14 protein-coding genes and 1 rRNA gene are annotated in these 16,070 nt (G+C 67.5%); 3 read left to right on the top strand and 12 right to left on the bottom strand.

All coding sequences use genetic code 11. From position 1 onward, the window contains the following. Nucleotides 1–54: 54 nt before the first annotated feature. A 16S ribosomal RNA gene (locus KV397_RS05805) occupies nt 55–1,578 on the bottom strand. A gap of 593 nt (nt 1,579–2,171) precedes the next feature. Between KV397_RS05805 and KV397_RS05800 the strand changes: the two genes are divergently transcribed. Further along, nucleotides 2,172–3,563, top strand: a complete 1,392-nt coding sequence (locus KV397_RS05800; protein ID WP_261812389.1) for a CoA transferase — start codon at nt 2,172–2,174, stop codon at nt 3,561–3,563. Here the strand turns inward: KV397_RS05800 and KV397_RS05795 are convergent. Genes KV397_RS05795 through KV397_RS05785 form a run of 3 tightly spaced genes read right to left on the bottom strand, consistent with a single transcriptional unit; the run spans nt 3,548 to nt 6,645 of the window. After that, nucleotides 3,548–4,342, bottom strand: coding sequence for a DUF4184 family protein (locus tag KV397_RS05795; protein WP_261812388.1), 795 nt, complete (start codon nt 4,340–4,342; stop codon nt 3,548–3,550). The genes KV397_RS05800 and KV397_RS05795 overlap by 16 nt on opposite strands. Nucleotides 4,343–4,351: 9 nt before the next feature. Next, complete coding sequence (gene tyrS / locus KV397_RS05790; protein ID WP_261812387.1) at nt 4,352–5,653, bottom strand: tyrosine--tRNA ligase; 1,302 nt, start codon at nt 5,651–5,653, stop codon at nt 4,352–4,354. 38 nt (nt 5,654–5,691) lie between these two features. Next, complete coding sequence (locus KV397_RS05785) at nt 5,692–6,645, bottom strand: aldo/keto reductase (protein WP_131492595.1); 954 nt, start codon at nt 6,643–6,645, stop codon at nt 5,692–5,694. Between the two features lie 53 nt (nt 6,646–6,698). On the opposite strand from KV397_RS05785, the gene KV397_RS05780 reads away from it, so the two are divergent. Next, entirely contained in the window at nt 6,699–7,055 is a 357-nt protein-coding gene (locus KV397_RS05780) for a MerR family transcriptional regulator (protein ID WP_047524351.1), read from the top strand. Between the two features lie 5 nt (nt 7,056–7,060). Here KV397_RS05780 and KV397_RS05775 read toward each other — a convergent pair whose 3' ends face one another. After that, entirely contained in the window at nt 7,061–7,894 is an 834-nt protein-coding gene (locus KV397_RS05775) for a hypothetical protein (RefSeq protein WP_248570073.1), read from the bottom strand. After that, the gene (locus KV397_RS05770) at nt 7,891–8,535 is read right to left on the bottom strand and encodes a SatD family protein (protein WP_261812386.1); all 645 of its coding nucleotides are present in this window, start codon (nt 8,533–8,535) and stop codon (nt 7,891–7,893) included. Before KV397_RS05770 ends, KV397_RS05775 begins: the two co-directional genes overlap by 4 nt. A 60-nt stretch (nt 8,536–8,595) precedes the next feature. Here KV397_RS05770 and KV397_RS05765 point away from each other — a divergent pair, with 60 nt between their 5' ends. Further along, complete coding sequence (locus tag KV397_RS05765) at nt 8,596–9,192, top strand: DUF1349 domain-containing protein (RefSeq protein ID WP_261812385.1); 597 nt, start codon at nt 8,596–8,598, stop codon at nt 9,190–9,192. Nucleotides 9,193–9,222: 30 nt separating this feature from the next. Here the strand turns inward: KV397_RS05765 and argH are convergent, their stop codons facing one another. The 6 genes from argH to argC are packed head-to-tail and all read right to left on the bottom strand — an operon-like array spanning nt 9,223 to nt 15,901. Next, nucleotides 9,223–10,653 carry an argininosuccinate lyase gene (argH, locus tag KV397_RS05760; protein WP_131492600.1) on the bottom strand — a complete coding sequence of 477 codons (1,431 nt, stop codon included), beginning with the start codon at nt 10,651–10,653 and terminating at the stop codon, nt 9,223–9,225. After that, a complete protein-coding gene (gene argF / locus KV397_RS05755; RefSeq protein WP_261812384.1) occupies nt 10,653–11,582 on the bottom strand; it encodes an ornithine carbamoyltransferase in 930 nt (309 codons plus the stop codon). The genes argH and argF overlap by 1 nt, the downstream gene beginning before the upstream one ends. Then, on the bottom strand, nt 11,579–12,784 hold the full coding sequence (locus tag KV397_RS05750) for an acetylornithine transaminase (RefSeq protein WP_131492604.1): 1,206 nt from the start codon (nt 12,782–12,784) through the stop codon (nt 11,579–11,581). The genes argF and KV397_RS05750 overlap by 4 nt, the downstream gene beginning before the upstream one ends. Beyond that, the gene (gene argB, locus KV397_RS05745) at nt 12,781–13,698 is read right to left on the bottom strand and encodes an acetylglutamate kinase (RefSeq protein ID WP_131492606.1); all 918 of its coding nucleotides are present in this window, start codon (nt 13,696–13,698) and stop codon (nt 12,781–12,783) included. The genes KV397_RS05750 and argB overlap by 4 nt, the downstream gene beginning before the upstream one ends. Next, nucleotides 13,695–14,852 carry a bifunctional glutamate N-acetyltransferase/amino-acid acetyltransferase ArgJ gene (gene argJ / locus KV397_RS05740; RefSeq protein WP_047524343.1) on the bottom strand — a complete coding sequence of 386 codons (1,158 nt, stop codon included), beginning with the start codon at nt 14,850–14,852 and terminating at the stop codon, nt 13,695–13,697. Before argJ ends, argB begins: the two co-directional genes overlap by 4 nt. Then, nucleotides 14,849–15,901 (bottom strand): N-acetyl-gamma-glutamyl-phosphate reductase, encoded by a 1,053-nt coding sequence (gene argC, locus KV397_RS05735; RefSeq protein WP_261812383.1) that lies wholly within the window; start codon nt 15,899–15,901, stop codon nt 14,849–14,851. The genes argJ and argC overlap by 4 nt, the downstream gene beginning before the upstream one ends. Between the last annotated feature and the right edge of the window lie 169 nt (nt 15,902–16,070).

Raw genomic sequence — 16,070 nt, 5'->3', positions numbered from 1 at the left:
AAACGAACGTTCCCGAACTGGGTTCTGGACGCCGAAGCGTCAGATGCTCCTTAGAAAGGAGGTGATCCAGCCGCACCTTCCGGTACGGCTACCTTGTTACGACTTAGTCCTAATTACCGATCCCACCTTCGACGGCTCCCTCCACAAGGGTTAGGCCACCGGCTTCAGGTGTTACCGACTTTCATGACTTGACGGGCGGTGTGTACAAGACCCGGGAACGTATTCACCGCAGCGTTGCTGATCTGCGATTACTAGCGACTCCGACTTCATGAGGTCGAGTTGCAGACCTCAATCCGAACTGGGACCGGCTTTTTGGGATTCGCTCCACCTCACGGTATTGCAGCCCTTTGTACCGGCCATTGTAGCATGCGTGAAGCCCAAGACATAAGGGGCATGATGATTTGACGTCATCCCCACCTTCCTCCGAGTTGACCCCGGCAGTATCCCATGAGTTCCCACCATTACGTGCTGGCAACATAGAACGAGGGTTGCGCTCGTTGCGGGACTTAACCCAACATCTCACGACACGAGCTGACGACAACCATGCACCACCTGTTTACGAGTGTCCAAAGAGTTGACCATTTCTGGCCCGTTCTCGTATATGTCAAGCCTTGGTAAGGTTCTTCGCGTTGCATCGAATTAATCCGCATGCTCCGCCGCTTGTGCGGGTCCCCGTCAATTCCTTTGAGTTTTAGCCTTGCGGCCGTACTCCCCAGGCGGGGAACTTAATGCGTTAGCTGCGTCACGGAATCCGTGGAATGGACCCCACAACTAGTTCCCAACGTTTACGGGGTGGACTACCAGGGTATCTAAGCCTGTTTGCTCCCCACCCTTTCGCTCCTCAGCGTCAGTTACGGCCCAGAGATCTGCCTTCGCCATCGGTGTTCCTCCTGATATCTGCGCATTCCACCGCTACACCAGGAATTCCAATCTCCCCTACCGCACTCTAGTCTGCCCGTACCCACTGCAGGCCGGAGGTTGAGCCTCCGGATTTCACAGCAGACGCGACAAACCGCCTACGAGCTCTTTACGCCCAATAATTCCGGATAACGCTTGCGCCCTACGTATTACCGCGGCTGCTGGCACGTAGTTAGCCGGCGCTTTTTCTGCAGGTACCGTCACTTTCGCTTCTTCCCTGCTAAAAGAGGTTTACAACCCGAAGGCCGTCGTCCCTCACGCGGCGTTGCTGCATCAGGCTTGCGCCCATTGTGCAATATTCCCCACTGCTGCCTCCCGTAGGAGTCTGGGCCGTGTCTCAGTCCCAGTGTGGCCGGTCACCCTCTCAGGCCGGCTACCCGTCGACGCCTTGGTGAGCCATTACCTCACCAACAAGCTGATAGGCCGCGAGCCCATCCCCAACCGAAATTCTTTCCAGACGCAGACCATGCGATCACGTCACATATCCAGTATTAGACGCCGTTTCCAGCGCTTATCCCAGAGTCAGGGGCAGGTTGCTCACGTGTTACTCACCCGTTCGCCACTGATCCCACAGAGCAAGCTCCGTGTTCACCGTTCGACTTGCATGTGTTAAGCACGCCGCCAGCGTTCATCCTGAGCCAGGATCAAACTCTCCGTAAAAAAGAAATGCATACGAACACCGGGAAAACGATGAACGCAGCGAGTTTGATGCTGACCAAAGAGACAAATTCATTGCTGACTTCATCCATTGCCAGCCCCCGGAAGGGCTGGTCTTTGATCCAAAGGAATTCTCACCCAGCCGAAGCTAGACGAGGATAATTTGGCATTTGACAAGTGCACGCTGTTGAGTTCTCAAGGATCGGATGCTCCCACGACCCAGTCATCACAACCAGGCCCGCAGGGCAACTTCTCTATCTTACCCACCCCGTCTCGCTTGTCAAATCGGCGCGCCGTGCAGATCAGTGATCCGCAGCGCAGCTGTTGACAGCCGCAGAAGGGTGGATTCCCTATCCTAGACGCAAGCGCCAGATCTCTCAAGAGAGAGTGGAAGGGATTCGTTCTCCGCTTGAGGGGGGTGAAGCTCTCGGCTCCTCCGCGTCCCTGTGGGGCGAACAAGTAATAAGTTACGTGGGTTCCCGGGTTCTGGCAAATCGAGGGCCACCGCCCGGGCGTGTCGACGCCTCGCCCGTCGGGTTTCGACCGGATCAGGGGACGTTTCGGCTGCGTCAGGTGCGGCGGAGTACGATCGCGCCATGCCCACGCTCCCGGATGAGCCGCTCCTCGAGACGGCGCACGCACATGCGGATGACGACGATCGTCGGGGCTCGCGTGACGGCGGTGAGCTGTTCGAGCGTGTGCTCGCCGAGCTCGGGATCGCGGTCACTGACCGGTCGTCTGCGGCGCTCCCTGTCATCCCGCTCTCCTCGCGGCTGGACACGGCCGCTCTCGCCTGGGCCAGTGTCAGCGCCGTGATGGTCGCCGCCGGTCGCTCACCCGAGGACCTCGACCCCGAGCGGGTCGCCGTCGCGTACGGAAGCGACCGTGTGCTCACCCTCGACGGCGCCGCTCCGCCGGTGTGGTCGCCGTACTCCGGGTTCTGGCGAACCTCCGACGGCTGGATCCGCACCCACGGGAACTACCCCCATCACGCGGCCCGCCTGCGCGCAGGTCTCGGCCTGCAGGAAGGGGCAGGTGCCGAGGCGGTTCGCGACGTGCTCGCGGAACAACAGAGCGCACCGGCCGTCGCCGCCATCACGGCCGCAGGAGGCCTGGCCGTTCGGGTGATGGCGGAGGCCCCCGCGACCGACCGCCTCCTCGGTGCGCGCCCGCTGCTCGAGATCAACCGCGTGGAGGCGGTGTCGCCCTCCCCCTCGTCGCGCTCGACATCGGCCGATGCCCGTTCAGAGCACCGCCCCCTCCAGGGAATGCGCGTACTCGACCTGACGAGGGTGATCGCCGGCCCTGTGTGCACGCGGACACTCGCGCTGCTCGGTGCCGACGTCCTGCGGATCGATCCACCGCAGCTGCCCGAACCGGAATGGCAGCATCTCGACACGGGACACGGCAAGCGGTCCGCGGTGCTGGATGCGCGTGACCCGCAACTGGAGGAGCTGATCGAGCGGGCCGATGCCGTCGTCCTCGGATACCGTCCGGCCGCGCTCGATCGGCTCGGGCTGAATCCGGAGGAGCTCGCCCGCCGCCACTCCGGGCTGGTGGTCGCCCAGCTCAGCGCCTGGGGCACGGAGCATCCGGATCGGGCTGGATTCGACAGCCTGGTCCAAGCCGAGTCCGGCATCGCGCTCATCGAATCACCCGATGGCGACCGCCCGGGAGCACTCCCCGTGCAGGCTCTCGATCACAGCGCCGGCTATCTCCTCGCGGCCGCGGTGACGACGCTGCTTCGACAGCGTCCTCCACGCCCGGATGGCTCGTGGGTCGTTCGGACGTCGCTGCGCCGGGTCGCCGCAGAACTCCTCCAGATGCCTCGACGTCGGCAGCCGAACGCGGCACGCGGCTTCGCCGTCGATCCTCACGTCGCCCGCTTCGTCCTCGGAGACACGAGCCTCACGACCGCACGTCCGGCCCTGCCAGGATTCGAGTTCGACGCTCCCCACCCCTGGGGGTCGGATCAGCCTCGCTGGTGACGACGCCCGCGCACCGCGAGCACGACGCACAGCACCACGGTGATCACGCCCCAGAGCGCACACGCCGGAGGCAGCACGCGGTAAGCGAGGTGCTGAACCGTGAACTCCGTATCGAGCGGACCGAACACGGCGAGACCCACCGCCCAGGCTCCGACCAGGATGACCGGCAGCGACACCCACCACGCCAGGCGGACCCCGTGCGGGATCGATTGCGCGGTGTCCAGCCGCGGCACACGACGACGGAGCCAGAGCAACGCCCAGATCCCGATGATCGCGAGACCGATCAGGCTCGATCCGTGCTGAAGCCACTTGAACCCGGGAAGCGGGCCCCACATCTCATCGAGAGCGGGGATCTGCTGCACACCCCATCGGCCCTCATGCGTGAACAGGTCCCACACGATGTGTGAGAGCACACCGATCAGGAGCGACACCGCGAGAAGGACCGGATACGAGCGCTTCTCCCCCACCCCGACGGCTCGTCCCGCCGCGACGGACCCACCTTCACTCCACTCACGGGGAAGTCGGCGGGCCAGCCAGAGCGGAGCGAGCTCGGGTACTGCCGGGCGCAACAGCACACGCCACACCAGGAACAGGACGAACGCGAGCAGCGCCGTCCACAGCACGTTCCCGAACGTGTGGGTGAAGGTGTAGTTCAGTCCGACGCCCCGCACGAACAGTGGAAGATCCGGGGTCATCGCACCGATCGCGATCGCCGCGGGCACCAGGGGCGTCCGCACGAACGGCAGCGCGACGAGCGCGTGGCTGGGAGTGAACGGCATCCGTCTGGATCAGCCGATGAAGACGCCGGCGAGGGTCTTCTTGCCGCGACGCAGCACCGACACGCCTCCGGGGAGCGTCCCCCGGACGGTGGCGGCCTCATCTTCCACGCGTTCGCCGTCCAGCGTCACGCCACCCTGGCCGATCGCGCGCCGAGCCTCGGAAAGGCTCGCCACGAGTCCGGTCGCCACCAGCGCCTCGACCACCGGAGTGTCGGCGGCGACCGTGGCATTCGGGAGTTCCTCGAGCGCGGTGCGGAGCGTGCCGGCATCGAGCGCGGTCAGGTCCCCCTGCCCGAACAGTGCCTCGGATGCGGCGATCACAGCTGCCGTCGCATCGATGCCGTGCACGGTCGCGACCACCTCGAGCGCGAGACGCTTCTGAGCGGCGCGACGGAACGGCTCCGTCTCGACGAGCGCGGCGTACTCCTCGATCTCGGCCCTGCCGAGGAACGTGAAGACCTTGAGCCTGTCGATGACGTCACTGTCCGCCGTGCTCAGCCAGAACTGGTACATGCGGTACGGGCTGCACATCGCGGCATCGAGCCAGATGGCGTTCCCTTCGCTCTTGCCGAACTTGGTCCCATCGCTGTTCGTGATCAGCGGGGTGCCGATCGCATGCACGGAGACACCTTCGGCGCGCCGGATCAAGTCGGTGCCGCTGGTGAGGTTGCCCCACTGGTCGGATCCACCCGTCTGCAGTACGCAGTCGTACTGGCGGTACAGCTCGAGGAAGTCCATCCCCTGAAGGATCTGGTAACTGAACTCGGTGTAGCTGATGCCTTCGTCGGAGTTGAGGCGCGCGGCGACCGCATCCTTCTTCAACATCGTGCCGACGCGGAAGTACTTGCCGATCTCGCGCAGGAAATCGATCGCACTCAGCGGCGCGGTCCAGTCCAGGTTGTTGACGATGCGAGCCGCGTTGTCCCCCTCGAAGCTGAGGTAGCGCTCGACCTGCGTCCGCAGGCGCCCGACCCACTCCTCGACGGTCTCCCGCGTGTTCAGGGTGCGCTCCGCCGTGGGGCGGGGGTCGCCGATGAGTCCGGTCGATCCGCCGACGAGCCCGAGCGGCTTGTGTCCGGCGAGCTGGATGCGACGCAGCGTCAGCAGCTGCACGAGATTGCCGAGGTGCAGGCTGGGTGCCGTCGGGTCGAAACCGCAGTAATACGTGATCGGGTCCCCCGCGAGAAGGGCGCGCAGCGCCTCCTGGTCGGTGGACACATGGACCAGGCCACGCCACACGAGCTCGTCCCACACGTTCTCGAACGTGGGGTCGATCGCCTGGGGTGCGGTCGTCAGATCAGCAGTTGACACGCGCTCCAGGCTATCAGCGCGGGCAGGGGCGAATCGCCTCACAGCGGTCCGTCGAGGAGAGCGATCTCGTCGACGGACAGGGCGATCGCGGCGGCGTCCATCGCGACTTCCAGCTGGTCGAGCTTGCTGCCACCGAGGATCGGGCGGATGCCCCGCGCGAGCTGCCATGCCAGCACGATCTGACCCCGTCCGAGACCCCGTGCGTCGGAGACCTCATCCAGCGCGGCGAGCCGACGTGCGGTTCCCGGGTGCTCATACACCTCGGGCACGGGCTTCGCGGGGTTGTCGTAGGCGCCGGAGAGCAGCGGGGTGTAGGCCCAGATCTCGATCCCGTTCGCCACCGCGAAGTCCCGCTGCTCGTCGCTCAGCACGCCGAAGGGATGGGCCACCCCGGGCGGAAGCGTGCCCGGGCGCGTGCGCAGGTACGTGCTGTTCAGCTGGAGCGCGTCGATGGGGGTGCTTCCGAGGGACTTCGCGTGCGCACGGGCACGCTCGATGCGCCAGGCCGGGTGGTTCGAGGCGCCGACGCGGCTCACGGTGGCGTCGGCGGTGAGCGCCGCGAGAGCATCCACGGTCTCCTCGATCGCCACCGTCCGGTCCTCCTGGTGGAGCCAGAGCAGATCGATCCGGTCGATGCCCAAACGCTCGAGGCTCCCCTCGACGGCAGCGCGGATCGCACGCGGAGAGAGCCCGGCCCGGTGCTCGGGCCACGACCCCGGCCACAGGGGCTCGGCGCCGACCTTGGTCGAGATGCGGATCTGCTGCCGTGCATGTGGTCGCGCCGCGAGCCACCGTCCGAGCACCTCCTCGGACGCTCCGCCCTGCCCCGTGTCGCTCACCCAGAAGCTGTAGCAGTCGGCGGTGTCGATCCAGACTCCTCCGCGCTCGACGAAGCGGTCGAGCAGAGCGAACGAGGTCTCCTCATCGACGAGTGTGCCGAAGGACATCGCTCCCAGGACGAGCGGGGATACAGGGGTGTTCCGAGTGGTCATGACCTCACTCTGCAACCTGGAGTGCGCTCCAGGTCAAGCTCTATGCTCGGACCATGACCACGTACACGCCGGCGGAGGCTGCGGCACGCTCCGGTTTCAGCATCGACACGCTCCGCTACTACGAGCGCGAGGGCATCCTGCCCGCGGTGTCTCGCACAGCCGGCGGCCATCGCGCGTACACCGATACCGAGCTCGGACTCCTGGAATTCCTCAAGTGCCTCCGGGAGACCGGTATGCCGGTGGAACGCCTGCGTCGCTACGGCCAGCTCTGCCAGCGCGACGACACCGTTCCGGAGCGGATAGCTCTTCTCGAAGAGCACGCCGCGACGGTCGAGAAGCAACTCGCCGACGTTCTCGCGCAGCAGCGGCGTCTCCAGGAGAAGCTGGACTGGTACCGGTCGTCGAACTGATTCCGTCAGCTGTGCGCCGCCCACCAGACCAGGAAAGCGGCGCCGAGGGCGATCACCCAGCTGACGAGGCTGCCGACGAGGAAGTACTCCGCCCGAGCACCGGTTTCCCCGTCGCGGGAAATCTCCGGGAATCGGACGATGCCCTTCGCGGCGAGCATCGCGGCGAGGATCGGATACGCCGCAGCGAGAGTGAGGATCAGGACGAGGATGCGCTCCAGCGGTCCGATCAGTCGTCCGCCCTTGAATCCGCCGCGAGGATCGCGGGGTGCTGACGCCACCTCAGCATCTGTCTCCGTGGCGGCGGCAGTTTCACTGGCGGCGGCGGTTTCCGGGGCGGCGGCGGTTTCTGCGGCGGCGGCGGTGTCGGCGACCGCTGTCACCGGCGACGCGGCCGGGTCTGCCGGGCGCCAGGTGTGCTCCCCGTCGAGCGCCGCACGGACCACGAGATTCGCGGATTCCAGGAGGAACACCCCGGCGCCCAGTGCCAGCAGAGCAAGATCGAAGGGGACTTCTCCGAACGGTGACCGGAGGCGCCAGACCGCGCCGATCAGGCCGGCGTCTGGACGAGCGCCGAGCCCGACGACGGCACCGACGCTCACGACCGCGAGCAGGACGGCGGGCCAGAACCCCAGAGGGGCGGGGCGCTCGGTGGGCATGCTCCACACCCAGAGCGCTCCGACCACCAGCGCGAGCGCCATGGGGAGAAGCGCGTCGCTGACGCTGCCGAGCAGGAGCAGGACCACAGTGACGGTGAGGTAGCCGATCCACCGGCGCGGGGCGAATTGACGCACCAGGTCGGCGGCGCCGACCGCCAGCAGGATGAAGCCGGCGACGATCATGCGCGGTCCCCTCGAAGCGCGGCCACTCCCTCGATGAGCGCGGCCGTGCCCGCGGTGCGCAGCGACTTCGAGACGCTGGGCTGCGTGATCCCTTCCTCGGCCGCGAGCTCCTGCTGCGATCGACCGAGCAGACGGCCGTAGGCGAGTCGCCGTTCCCGCTCGCTCATCGCGCCGACCAGCTCGTCACGGACGAGGAGGTAGGCGTTCGATGCGGCGATCGTGCTCTCCATGACCTCATCCTGCCCCGGGGCTCCGACAATCCAGGACCGCGTGCGCGGCACGGCGCGACCCTCGCGCTCATGCACGGTCTCGATCGCGGCGCGAGCCGCGTACCAGCCGGGCCCGTCCGCGAGCTCGCGATGGACGGATTCGACCTGACGCACCTCCCCCACCCCGATCCCGAACCGGAAGGCGATACCGTCCGGCAGCCGCAGCTGGATCATCAGGAGCGACACCATCGCGTCGCTCAGATCGAGGTAGACACCCTGTTGCTCGTCTCCTACGGTGGGCGTGAGCGGCTGCGCAGCCAGCGGGAAGTCGACCTCGACCCTGGCTATGGTGTCGTCGAGGACGTGCTGCGCGGCGGTGCGATCGTCGAGCCGGCGAGAGCCCACGATGTCTGCGAGTACCGCGATGACCATGGCATAACCATAACACGCATAACTCTCGACTTATTCTCTATTTGGCTATATTCTGCGAACATGCCTGAATCGCACATCATCCCCTGGTCCCACGGAACATGGACCACCGCCCCCGCCTCCCCCTCCGGTCTCCCCGACGGCTCGGCTCCCCTCGACATCACCGCCGTGGAGGGCAGCGACGCCTGGCGGCACACCGCCTACGGCTTCGTGCACGACACCGAGCACGCCCTGCTCGCACCCCTCGCGGTCGGCGAGGCGATGGAGGTGTCGTTCCGCGCGCCCTGGGACGGACAGTTCGACCAGGCGGGTGTCTTCGTGCGGATCGACGACGAGCACTGGATCAAGACCGGCCTGGAGTACGCCGACGACCACCTCGGACTCGGCGCCGTGGTCACCGCCGGGGGCTCCGACTGGTCGGTCGGTCACGTCGATGAGTGGCTCGAGAGCGAGATCACGGTACGCGTCAGCCGCTGGGCGGACTCCGTGATCGTGCGCGCCCGCGCCGATAACGGACCGTGGCGTCTCGTTCGGGTCGCCCCGTTCGACGGCACGGCGACGGCATCCGCCGGACCGTTCCTCGCCGCGCCCACGCGCAGCGGACTCACGGTCCGGTTCACCCGGTGGGAACGGTCGTCGGCAGACACCGACCTCCACTGATCCGCTGCGGGCCGGCGGCCCCGCCGTCGGCTAGAGGCCGAGGGCGTGGGCGGCCGCCTGCGCGCGAGCGATGAGCTCGGCGCGCTGCTCGGCGACCCGCTCCGGAGCGGTGCCGCCGACGCCGGTCCGCGACCCGACCGAACCCTCGATCGTGAGGACCTCACGCACCTCGGGCACGAGATGCGGGGACACCGAGAGCAGCAGCTCATCGGAAGCGTCCTCCAGTCCGATCCCCTGCTCCTCGCACGCGCGCACGAGCGCACCCGAGATCTCATGGGCGTCGCGGAAGGGCACCCGGCGCTTCACGAGCCACTCGGCGACGTCGGTCGCGAGCGAGAAGCCCTGCGGTGCGAGTTCCGCCATCCGCGCGGTGTCGAAGCGGAGCGTCGCGATCATGCCGGCGAACGCGGGGAGCACGACCTCCAGCGTCTGCACCGAATCGAAGACCGGCTCCTTGTCCTCCTGCAGATCGCGGTTGTACGCGAGCGGGAGGCCCTTCAACGTGGCCAGCAGTCCCGACAGGTTGCCGATGAGACGGCCGGACTTGCCCCGGGCGAGCTCGGCGATGTCGGGGTTCTTCTTCTGCGGCATGATGCTGGAACCGGTCGAGTACCCGTCATCGAGGGTGACGAAGCCGAACTCGCGGGTGTTCCAGAGGATGATCTCCTCGGAGAGGCGCGAGAGATCGACACCGGTCATCGCCGTGATGAAGGCGAATTCCGCGACGACGTCACGAGCGGCAGTGCCGTCGAGCGAGTTCTCGGCCGGACGGTCGAGGCCCAGCTCCGTCGCCACGAGCACAGGATCGAGACCGAGCGTGGAACCCGCCAGCGCTCCCCCGCCGTAGGGCGAGACACCGGCGCGGCGACGCCAATCCACGAGCCGTTCCAGCTCCCGCACCAGCGGCCACCCGTGCGCCTGCAGGTGGTGGGCGAGCAGGACGGGCTGTGCGTGCTGAAGGTGGGTGCGCCCGGGGAGGATCGCCGTCGGGTGCGCCTCCGCCTGGGCGACCAGTGCGTCGACGACGCGCAGGATGTCTCGCGCGATGACCCGGGCGTGGTCGATCAGATACATGCGCACGAGCGTCGCGATCTGGTCGTTGCGGCTGCGACCTGCGCGCAGACGCCCGCCCAGCTCCGGTCCCAGCTCGGCGATCAGTGCCTGCTCGAGCGCACCGTGCACATCCTCGTCCGTCGGCACCGGGCGGAGGGAACCGTCTGCGACACGGCGAGCCACGGCATCCAGCCCCTCGTGCATCCGTCGTGCCTCGTCGGGTTCGAGGTATCCCGCGGCCTCGAGCGCGGTCGCATGGGCATGCGAGCCGGCGATGTCGTACGGAGCGAGGATCCAGTCGAAATGCGTGGAACGGCTGAGCTCGACCAGCTCGGGCGAGGGCCCGGTGGCGAAACGTGCGCCCCAGAGCGCCCCCTCGTTGGTGCCTTCATGCGTCGAGTCGGTCATCATGCGTCCTTCTTGCCGAGCAGCCACACGAGAAGCGCCTTCTGCGCATGCAGCCGGTTCTCTGCTTCATCCCAGACGACGCTCTGCGGTCCGTCGATGACCGAGGAATCGACCTCGTAGCCGCGGTCCGCCGGGAGGCAGTGGATGAAGATCGCCTCCGGGTCGGCGAGCGTCATCGTCTCGGGGGTGACCTTGTAGCCGCCGAGGTCACGGATGCGCGCGATCTTCTCCTCCTCCTTGCCCATCGAGACCCAGGTGTCGGTCACGACCACGTCGGCCCCGGCGGCGGCCTCGACCGCGTCGGTGTACAGCGTGATCGATCCGCCGGTCTCGGCCGCACGGCGGTCGGCTGCCTCGATGACGTCGGCGCGCGGCGCATAGTCCTCGGGCGACGCGATGCGCACGTGCATCCCCGCCGTCACGCCGGCGAGGGCGTAGGAATGCGCCATGTTGCTCTGCCCATCACCGAAGAACGTGAGCGTGAGACCCTTCAACTCGCCCTTGTGCTCACGAATCGTCAGCAGATCAGCGAGCAGCTGACAGGGGTGGAAGTCGTCGGAGAGCGCATTGATCACCGGCACGCGCGTGCCGGCGGCCATCTCCTCGAGTCCGGACTGCGCGTAGGTGCGCCAGACGATCGCGGCGACCTGGCGCTCCAGCACGCGTGCGGTGTCGGACGGTGTCTCCTTGCCCCCGAGCTGACTGCTGGCGGTGGAGATGATGAGTGGCGAGCCACCGAGGTCGGCGATGCCCACCGCGAACGACACCCGGGTGCGCGTCGAGGACTTGTCGAAGATCACCGCGACGGTCTGCGGCCCCGCAAGACTCTTGTCCGCCCAGCGGTCCTTCTTCAGTTCGAGCGCGAGGTTGAGGATCTCGGCCTGCTCGGCGGGTGTCAGGTCGTCGTCACGCAGCAGGTGGCGGGTCATGCGGATACCTTTCCGGAGAGGGAAGCCTGTACGTCGGCGAGGGCAGCGGTGAACAACTCACGGAACTCTGCGAGCTCGGCGTCACCGATCGTGAGGGCGGGCGCGATGCGGACCGTCTCCGGATTGGCGGCGTTGACGATGAGGCCGCGCTCCTGAGCGGCAGCGACCACGGCTCCGGCCACCGGCGCGGACAGCGCCACGCCGATGAGCAGACCGCGTCCGCGCACGCCGTCGACGAGCGGGGAGTCCATGCCGAGCAGGAACTCACGCAGCTCGGCGCCCCGGCGGGCGGCGTTCTCGACCAGCCCGGCACTCTCGATCTCGGCGAGCACCGCGTCGGCGACCGCGGTCGCGAGCGGGTTCCCCCCGAAGGTGGAGCCGTGGGACCCCGGCGTGAAGAGCGCGCTGGCGGAACCGTAGGTGACCAGAGCACCGATCGGGAAGCCACCACCGATGCCCTTGGCCAGGGTGATCGCGTCGGGCGTGATGCCCTCATGACTGAATCCGAACCACGCACCCGTGCGGCCGGCACCGGTCTGGATCTCGTCGACGATCAGCAGCGCGCCGTGCGCGAGGGTCAGCGAGCGTGCAGCGGCGAGGTAGCCCTCTGGCAGCTCCACCACACCGGCCTCGCCCTGGATGGGCTCGACGATGACGGCGGCCACCCGATCATCCATCGCCGCCTGCAGCGCCTCGATCGTGGCCGGAATGTGCTCGACACCACCCGGCATCGGCTCGAAGGGCGCGCGCATCGAGGTCTTCGCCGTCAGGGCGAGCGAGCCCATGGTGCGTCCGTGGAAGCCGTTCTCGAGCGCGAGGATGCGCGGCCGTTCGACGCCGCCGTGCAGACGGGCGAGCTTGAACGCGGCTTCGTTCGCTTCCGCACCGGAGTTCGAGAAGAAGACGCGTCCGTCGATCCCGGCACCAGCGAGGCGCTTGAGACGTGCGGCGAGGGCGAGCTGGGGCGGAGTGGCGAAGTAGTTCGACACGTGGGCGAGCGTCGCCGCCTGGGCCGACACCGCCTCCACGAAGGCCGGGTGCGCATGCCCGAGGGAGGTCACCGCGATTCCCGCGAGGAAATCGAGGTGGCGTCGGCCGTCGGCATCCCACAGGTACGAACCCTCGCCGCGGACCAGCAGCGCGAGCCGCTCCCCCGCGTTGAGCACGAGATCGCGTGCCGCATCGTCCTGCCAGACGGTCATGCCGTCACCTCATTCCTTCCCAGGACCACTTCGGTCCCGATTCCTTTGCTGGTGAAGAGTTCGACGAGCACCGAATGCGGCACCCGTCCGTCGATGATCGCCGCGGCATCGACGCCGCCCTCGACCGCGTCGAGACACGCGCGCATCTTCGGGATCATCCCGGACTCGAGCGTCGGAAGCATGTCGATGAGGGCCTCCGATGTGAGGTGCGAGACGAGCGAGTCGCGGTTCGGCCAATCGGCGTAGAGTCCGGGCACGTCGGTGAGGATCACGAGCTTGCGGGCGTTCAGAGCAACCGCCAGCGCCGCCGCCGCCGCATCCGCGTTGACGTTCAGCGACTGACCGGGGTGGTCGAGGTCGGGCGCGATGCTCGAGACCACGGGGATGCGCCCGGCCACGAGGTGGTCGTGCACCGGGGTCGGGTCGACTTCGACGACATCGCCGACGCGTCCGAGATCGACCTCTTCTCCATCGATCACGACGCCGCGACGGCGTCCGCCGAAGAGACCGGCGTCCTCACCGCTGAGCCCGGTGGCGATCGGCCCGTGGGAGTTGATCTTGGAGACGAGCTGCGGGTTCACCTGACCGGTGAGCACCATGCGCACGACGCTGATCGCCTCGGTGTTGGTGACGCGGTAGCCGCCCTTGAACTCACTCGGGATCTCGAGGCGCTGCAGCATGTTCGAGATCTGCGGACCGCCGCCGTGGACGACGACCGGCAACACCCCGACGTACCGGAGATACGCGATGTCCTGCGCGAAGGCGTCCTGCAGCTCTTCCGAGACCATCGCGTTGCCGCCGTACTTGATGACGACGATCTGATCGCGGAACTTCTTCAGCCACGGGAGGGACTCGATGAGGGTCGTGGCCTTCTGCGCGGCGACCTCGGCCGGAGTGTCCTGGATGTCGGTCATGAGGCGTACGCGCTGTTCTCGTGCACGTAATCGTGCGTGAGGTCGTTGGTGAGCACCGTGGCCGCGGCCTCGCCCGACTTCAGATCGATCACGACGTGGGTGGCGCGCGGGGTGAGGTCGACCTCTTCCCGCGGACGGTCGGGACCGCCTTCGGTGCACACGCGGACGCCGTTCATCCAGACGTCGACGTCATAGGGATCGAACTGCGCGTTCGTGGTGCCGATCGCGGCGAGCACACGTCCCCAGTTCGGGTCGTTGCCGAAGATCGCCGCCTTGAAGAGGTTGTTGCGTGCCACGGACCGGCCGACCTCGACCGCGTCCTGCTCGGACACCGCCTGCCGGACCTCGATCGTGATGTCGTGGCTCGCGCCTTCCGCGTCACCCTGCAGTTTCACCGCGAGTTCCTGACACAGCTCCCTGAGGGCGGCGGCGAAGTCGTCCAGGTCCGGGGCGACCTCCGAGGCACCGTTGGCGAGAAGCGTGACCTGATCGTTGGTCGACATGCACCCGTCCGAATCGAGCCGGTCGAACGTCTTCCCGGTCGCGCGGCGCAGGGCCTCGTCGGCCTGCAGCGGTTCGAGGACGGCATCGGTCGTGATCACCACGAGCATCGTGGCGAGTCCGGGCGCGAGCATCCCGGCCCCCTTGGCCATGCCGCCGATGGTCCAGCCGTCGCGGCTGATCACCGCCGTCTTCGCGACCGTGTCCGTGGTCATGATCGCGTGAGCGGCGTCGTCCCCGCCGTCTGCGCTGAGCTCGGCGATCGCCTGCTCGGTGCCGGCGAGCACCCTCGCCCGGAAGGTCTCGTCTCCGGTGCCGATGAGCCCCGTGGAGCAGATCAGCACGTCGCCGGCGCTGACCCCGAGGAGTTCGGCTGCCTTCTCCGCGGTCTGGTGCGTCGTCTGGAAGCCGAAGGAGCCGGTGAAGCAGTTCGCCCCTCCGGAGTTGAGCACGACGGCTTCGACGACGCGATCAGCCACGGCCTGCTGCGACCAGATGATCGGATTCGCCTTGGCACGGTTGCCGGTGAAGACGGCGGCGCCGACCTTGCGCGGTCCCCGGTTGACGACGACGGCCACGTCCGGCTTGCCTGTCGACTTGAGTCCTGCGGCGACACCGGCCGCTTCGAATCCTGCGGGGGCGGTGACGCTCACGGCGCGACTCCGTTCAGTGAGAGGGCGCGGGCCTCGGGCAGTCCCAGCGCGATGTTCATGGATTGGATGGCAGCGCCGGCGGTGCCCTTGACGAGGTTGTCGACGGCGGTGACCACGGTGACGCGGTTGGCGGAACGGTCGATCGCGAGACCGATCAGCGCGGTGTTCGCGCCGATCACGTCGGCGGTCCGCGGGAATCGTCCTTCCGGGAGCAGCTGCACGAAGGTCTCCTCCCCGTACGCGCTCTGCCAGGCGTCCCGGATCTGCGCATCCGTAGCGCCGGACGCGATCGGCGCCGTCGAGGTGGCGAGGATGCCGCGCGACATCGGGACCAGCACCGGGGTGAAGGAGATCCGGATGCCGTCGGGGTCCACGCCGGAGGCTGCGGCGAGCGCCTGACGGATCTCGGGAATGTGCCGGTGGGTTCCACCGACGGCATACGGGTTCGCGGATCCGAGGATCTCGCTCGCCAGGAGATTCGTCTTGAGGCTCTTCCCCGCACCGGACGGGCCGACCGCCAGCACCGAGACGATGTCGGAGGCGTCGATGACCCCGGCGGCCACTCCCGGGGCGAGGCTGAGGCTCACGGTGGAGGCGTTGCAGCCGGGAGCGGCGATGCGCGTCGCACCCCGGAGGTGCTCGCGCTGCTTCACGCCGTCGACCAGGAGCTCCGGCACGCCGTAGGTCCACGCCTCATGGAACGCACCGCCGTAGAACGCGTCCCAGGCCGCGGCCGACGTGAGCCGATGGTCGGCTCCGGCGTCGATCACGAGCGGGGCGTCGCCCAACGCGTCGGTGTACTGACCGGACTGCCCGTGCGGGAGCGCCAGGAAGACGACGTCGTGGCCGGAGAGGATGTCCGGTGTGGTCTCCTGCAGCGTGAGGTGCGCCAGGGAGCGCAGGTGCGGCTGGTGATCGACGAGGGGTTGCCCGGCGTTCGAATGCGCCGTGACGGTGCGGATCTCCATGTCGGGATGGTCTGCCAGGAGGCGTAGGATCTCGCCGCCTGCGTAGCCGGATGCGCCGGAGACGGCGACGGAATACGTCATGCTTCTACCTTAACGGTCGGGTCTTCCTCGAAAGGAGGACCGAGGGGCGGGGCCGGAGGCGGCGACACCGGCACTCACCGCCGAAAGGGGGCAGGCAGGAGGGCGGGGTCGCCTACAGTCGGCGGCCGCGGCGTCGGCGCACAGCGATGACGCTCGGAGCGAGCGTCGG

The sequence above is a fragment of the Microbacterium aurugineum genome, assembly GCF_023101205.1.
In the GTDB taxonomy this organism is placed as follows: domain Bacteria; phylum Actinomycetota; class Actinomycetes; order Actinomycetales; family Microbacteriaceae; genus Microbacterium; species Microbacterium aurugineum.
This window is presented reverse-complemented; position numbering and strand designations above follow the sequence as displayed.

Excerpts from the sequence above, each read along its gene's own strand:
- KV397_RS05780 (WP_047524351.1), top strand. The coding sequence starts at position 6,699 with ATGACCACGTACACGCCGGCGGAGGCTGCGGCACGCTCCGGTTTCAGC.
- KV397_RS05775 (WP_248570073.1), bottom strand. The coding sequence starts at position 7,894 with ATGATCGTCGCCGGCTTCATCCTGCTGGCGGTCGGCGCCGCCGACCTG.
- KV397_RS05795 (WP_261812388.1), bottom strand. The coding sequence starts at position 4,342 with ATGCCGTTCACTCCCAGCCACGCGCTCGTCGCGCTGCCGTTCGTGCGG.
- argC (WP_261812383.1), bottom strand. The coding sequence starts at position 15,901 with ATGACGTATTCCGTCGCCGTCTCCGGCGCATCCGGCTACGCAGGCGGC.
- argF (WP_261812384.1), bottom strand. The coding sequence starts at position 11,582 with ATGACCCGCCACCTGCTGCGTGACGACGACCTGACACCCGCCGAGCAG.
- argH (WP_131492600.1), bottom strand. The coding sequence starts at position 10,653 with ATGACCGACTCGACGCATGAAGGCACCAACGAGGGGGCGCTCTGGGGC.
- KV397_RS05750 (WP_131492604.1), bottom strand. The coding sequence starts at position 12,784 with ATGACCGTCTGGCAGGACGATGCGGCACGCGATCTCGTGCTCAACGCG.
- KV397_RS05785 (WP_131492595.1), bottom strand. The coding sequence starts at position 6,645 with ATGACCACTCGGAACACCCCTGTATCCCCGCTCGTCCTGGGAGCGATG.
- KV397_RS05765 (WP_261812385.1), top strand. The coding sequence starts at position 8,596 with ATGCCTGAATCGCACATCATCCCCTGGTCCCACGGAACATGGACCACC.
- KV397_RS05770 (WP_261812386.1), bottom strand. The coding sequence starts at position 8,535 with ATGGTCATCGCGGTACTCGCAGACATCGTGGGCTCTCGCCGGCTCGAC.
- argB (WP_131492606.1), bottom strand. The coding sequence starts at position 13,698 with ATGACCGACATCCAGGACACTCCGGCCGAGGTCGCCGCGCAGAAGGCC.
- KV397_RS05800 (WP_261812389.1), top strand. The coding sequence starts at position 2,172 with ATGCCCACGCTCCCGGATGAGCCGCTCCTCGAGACGGCGCACGCACAT.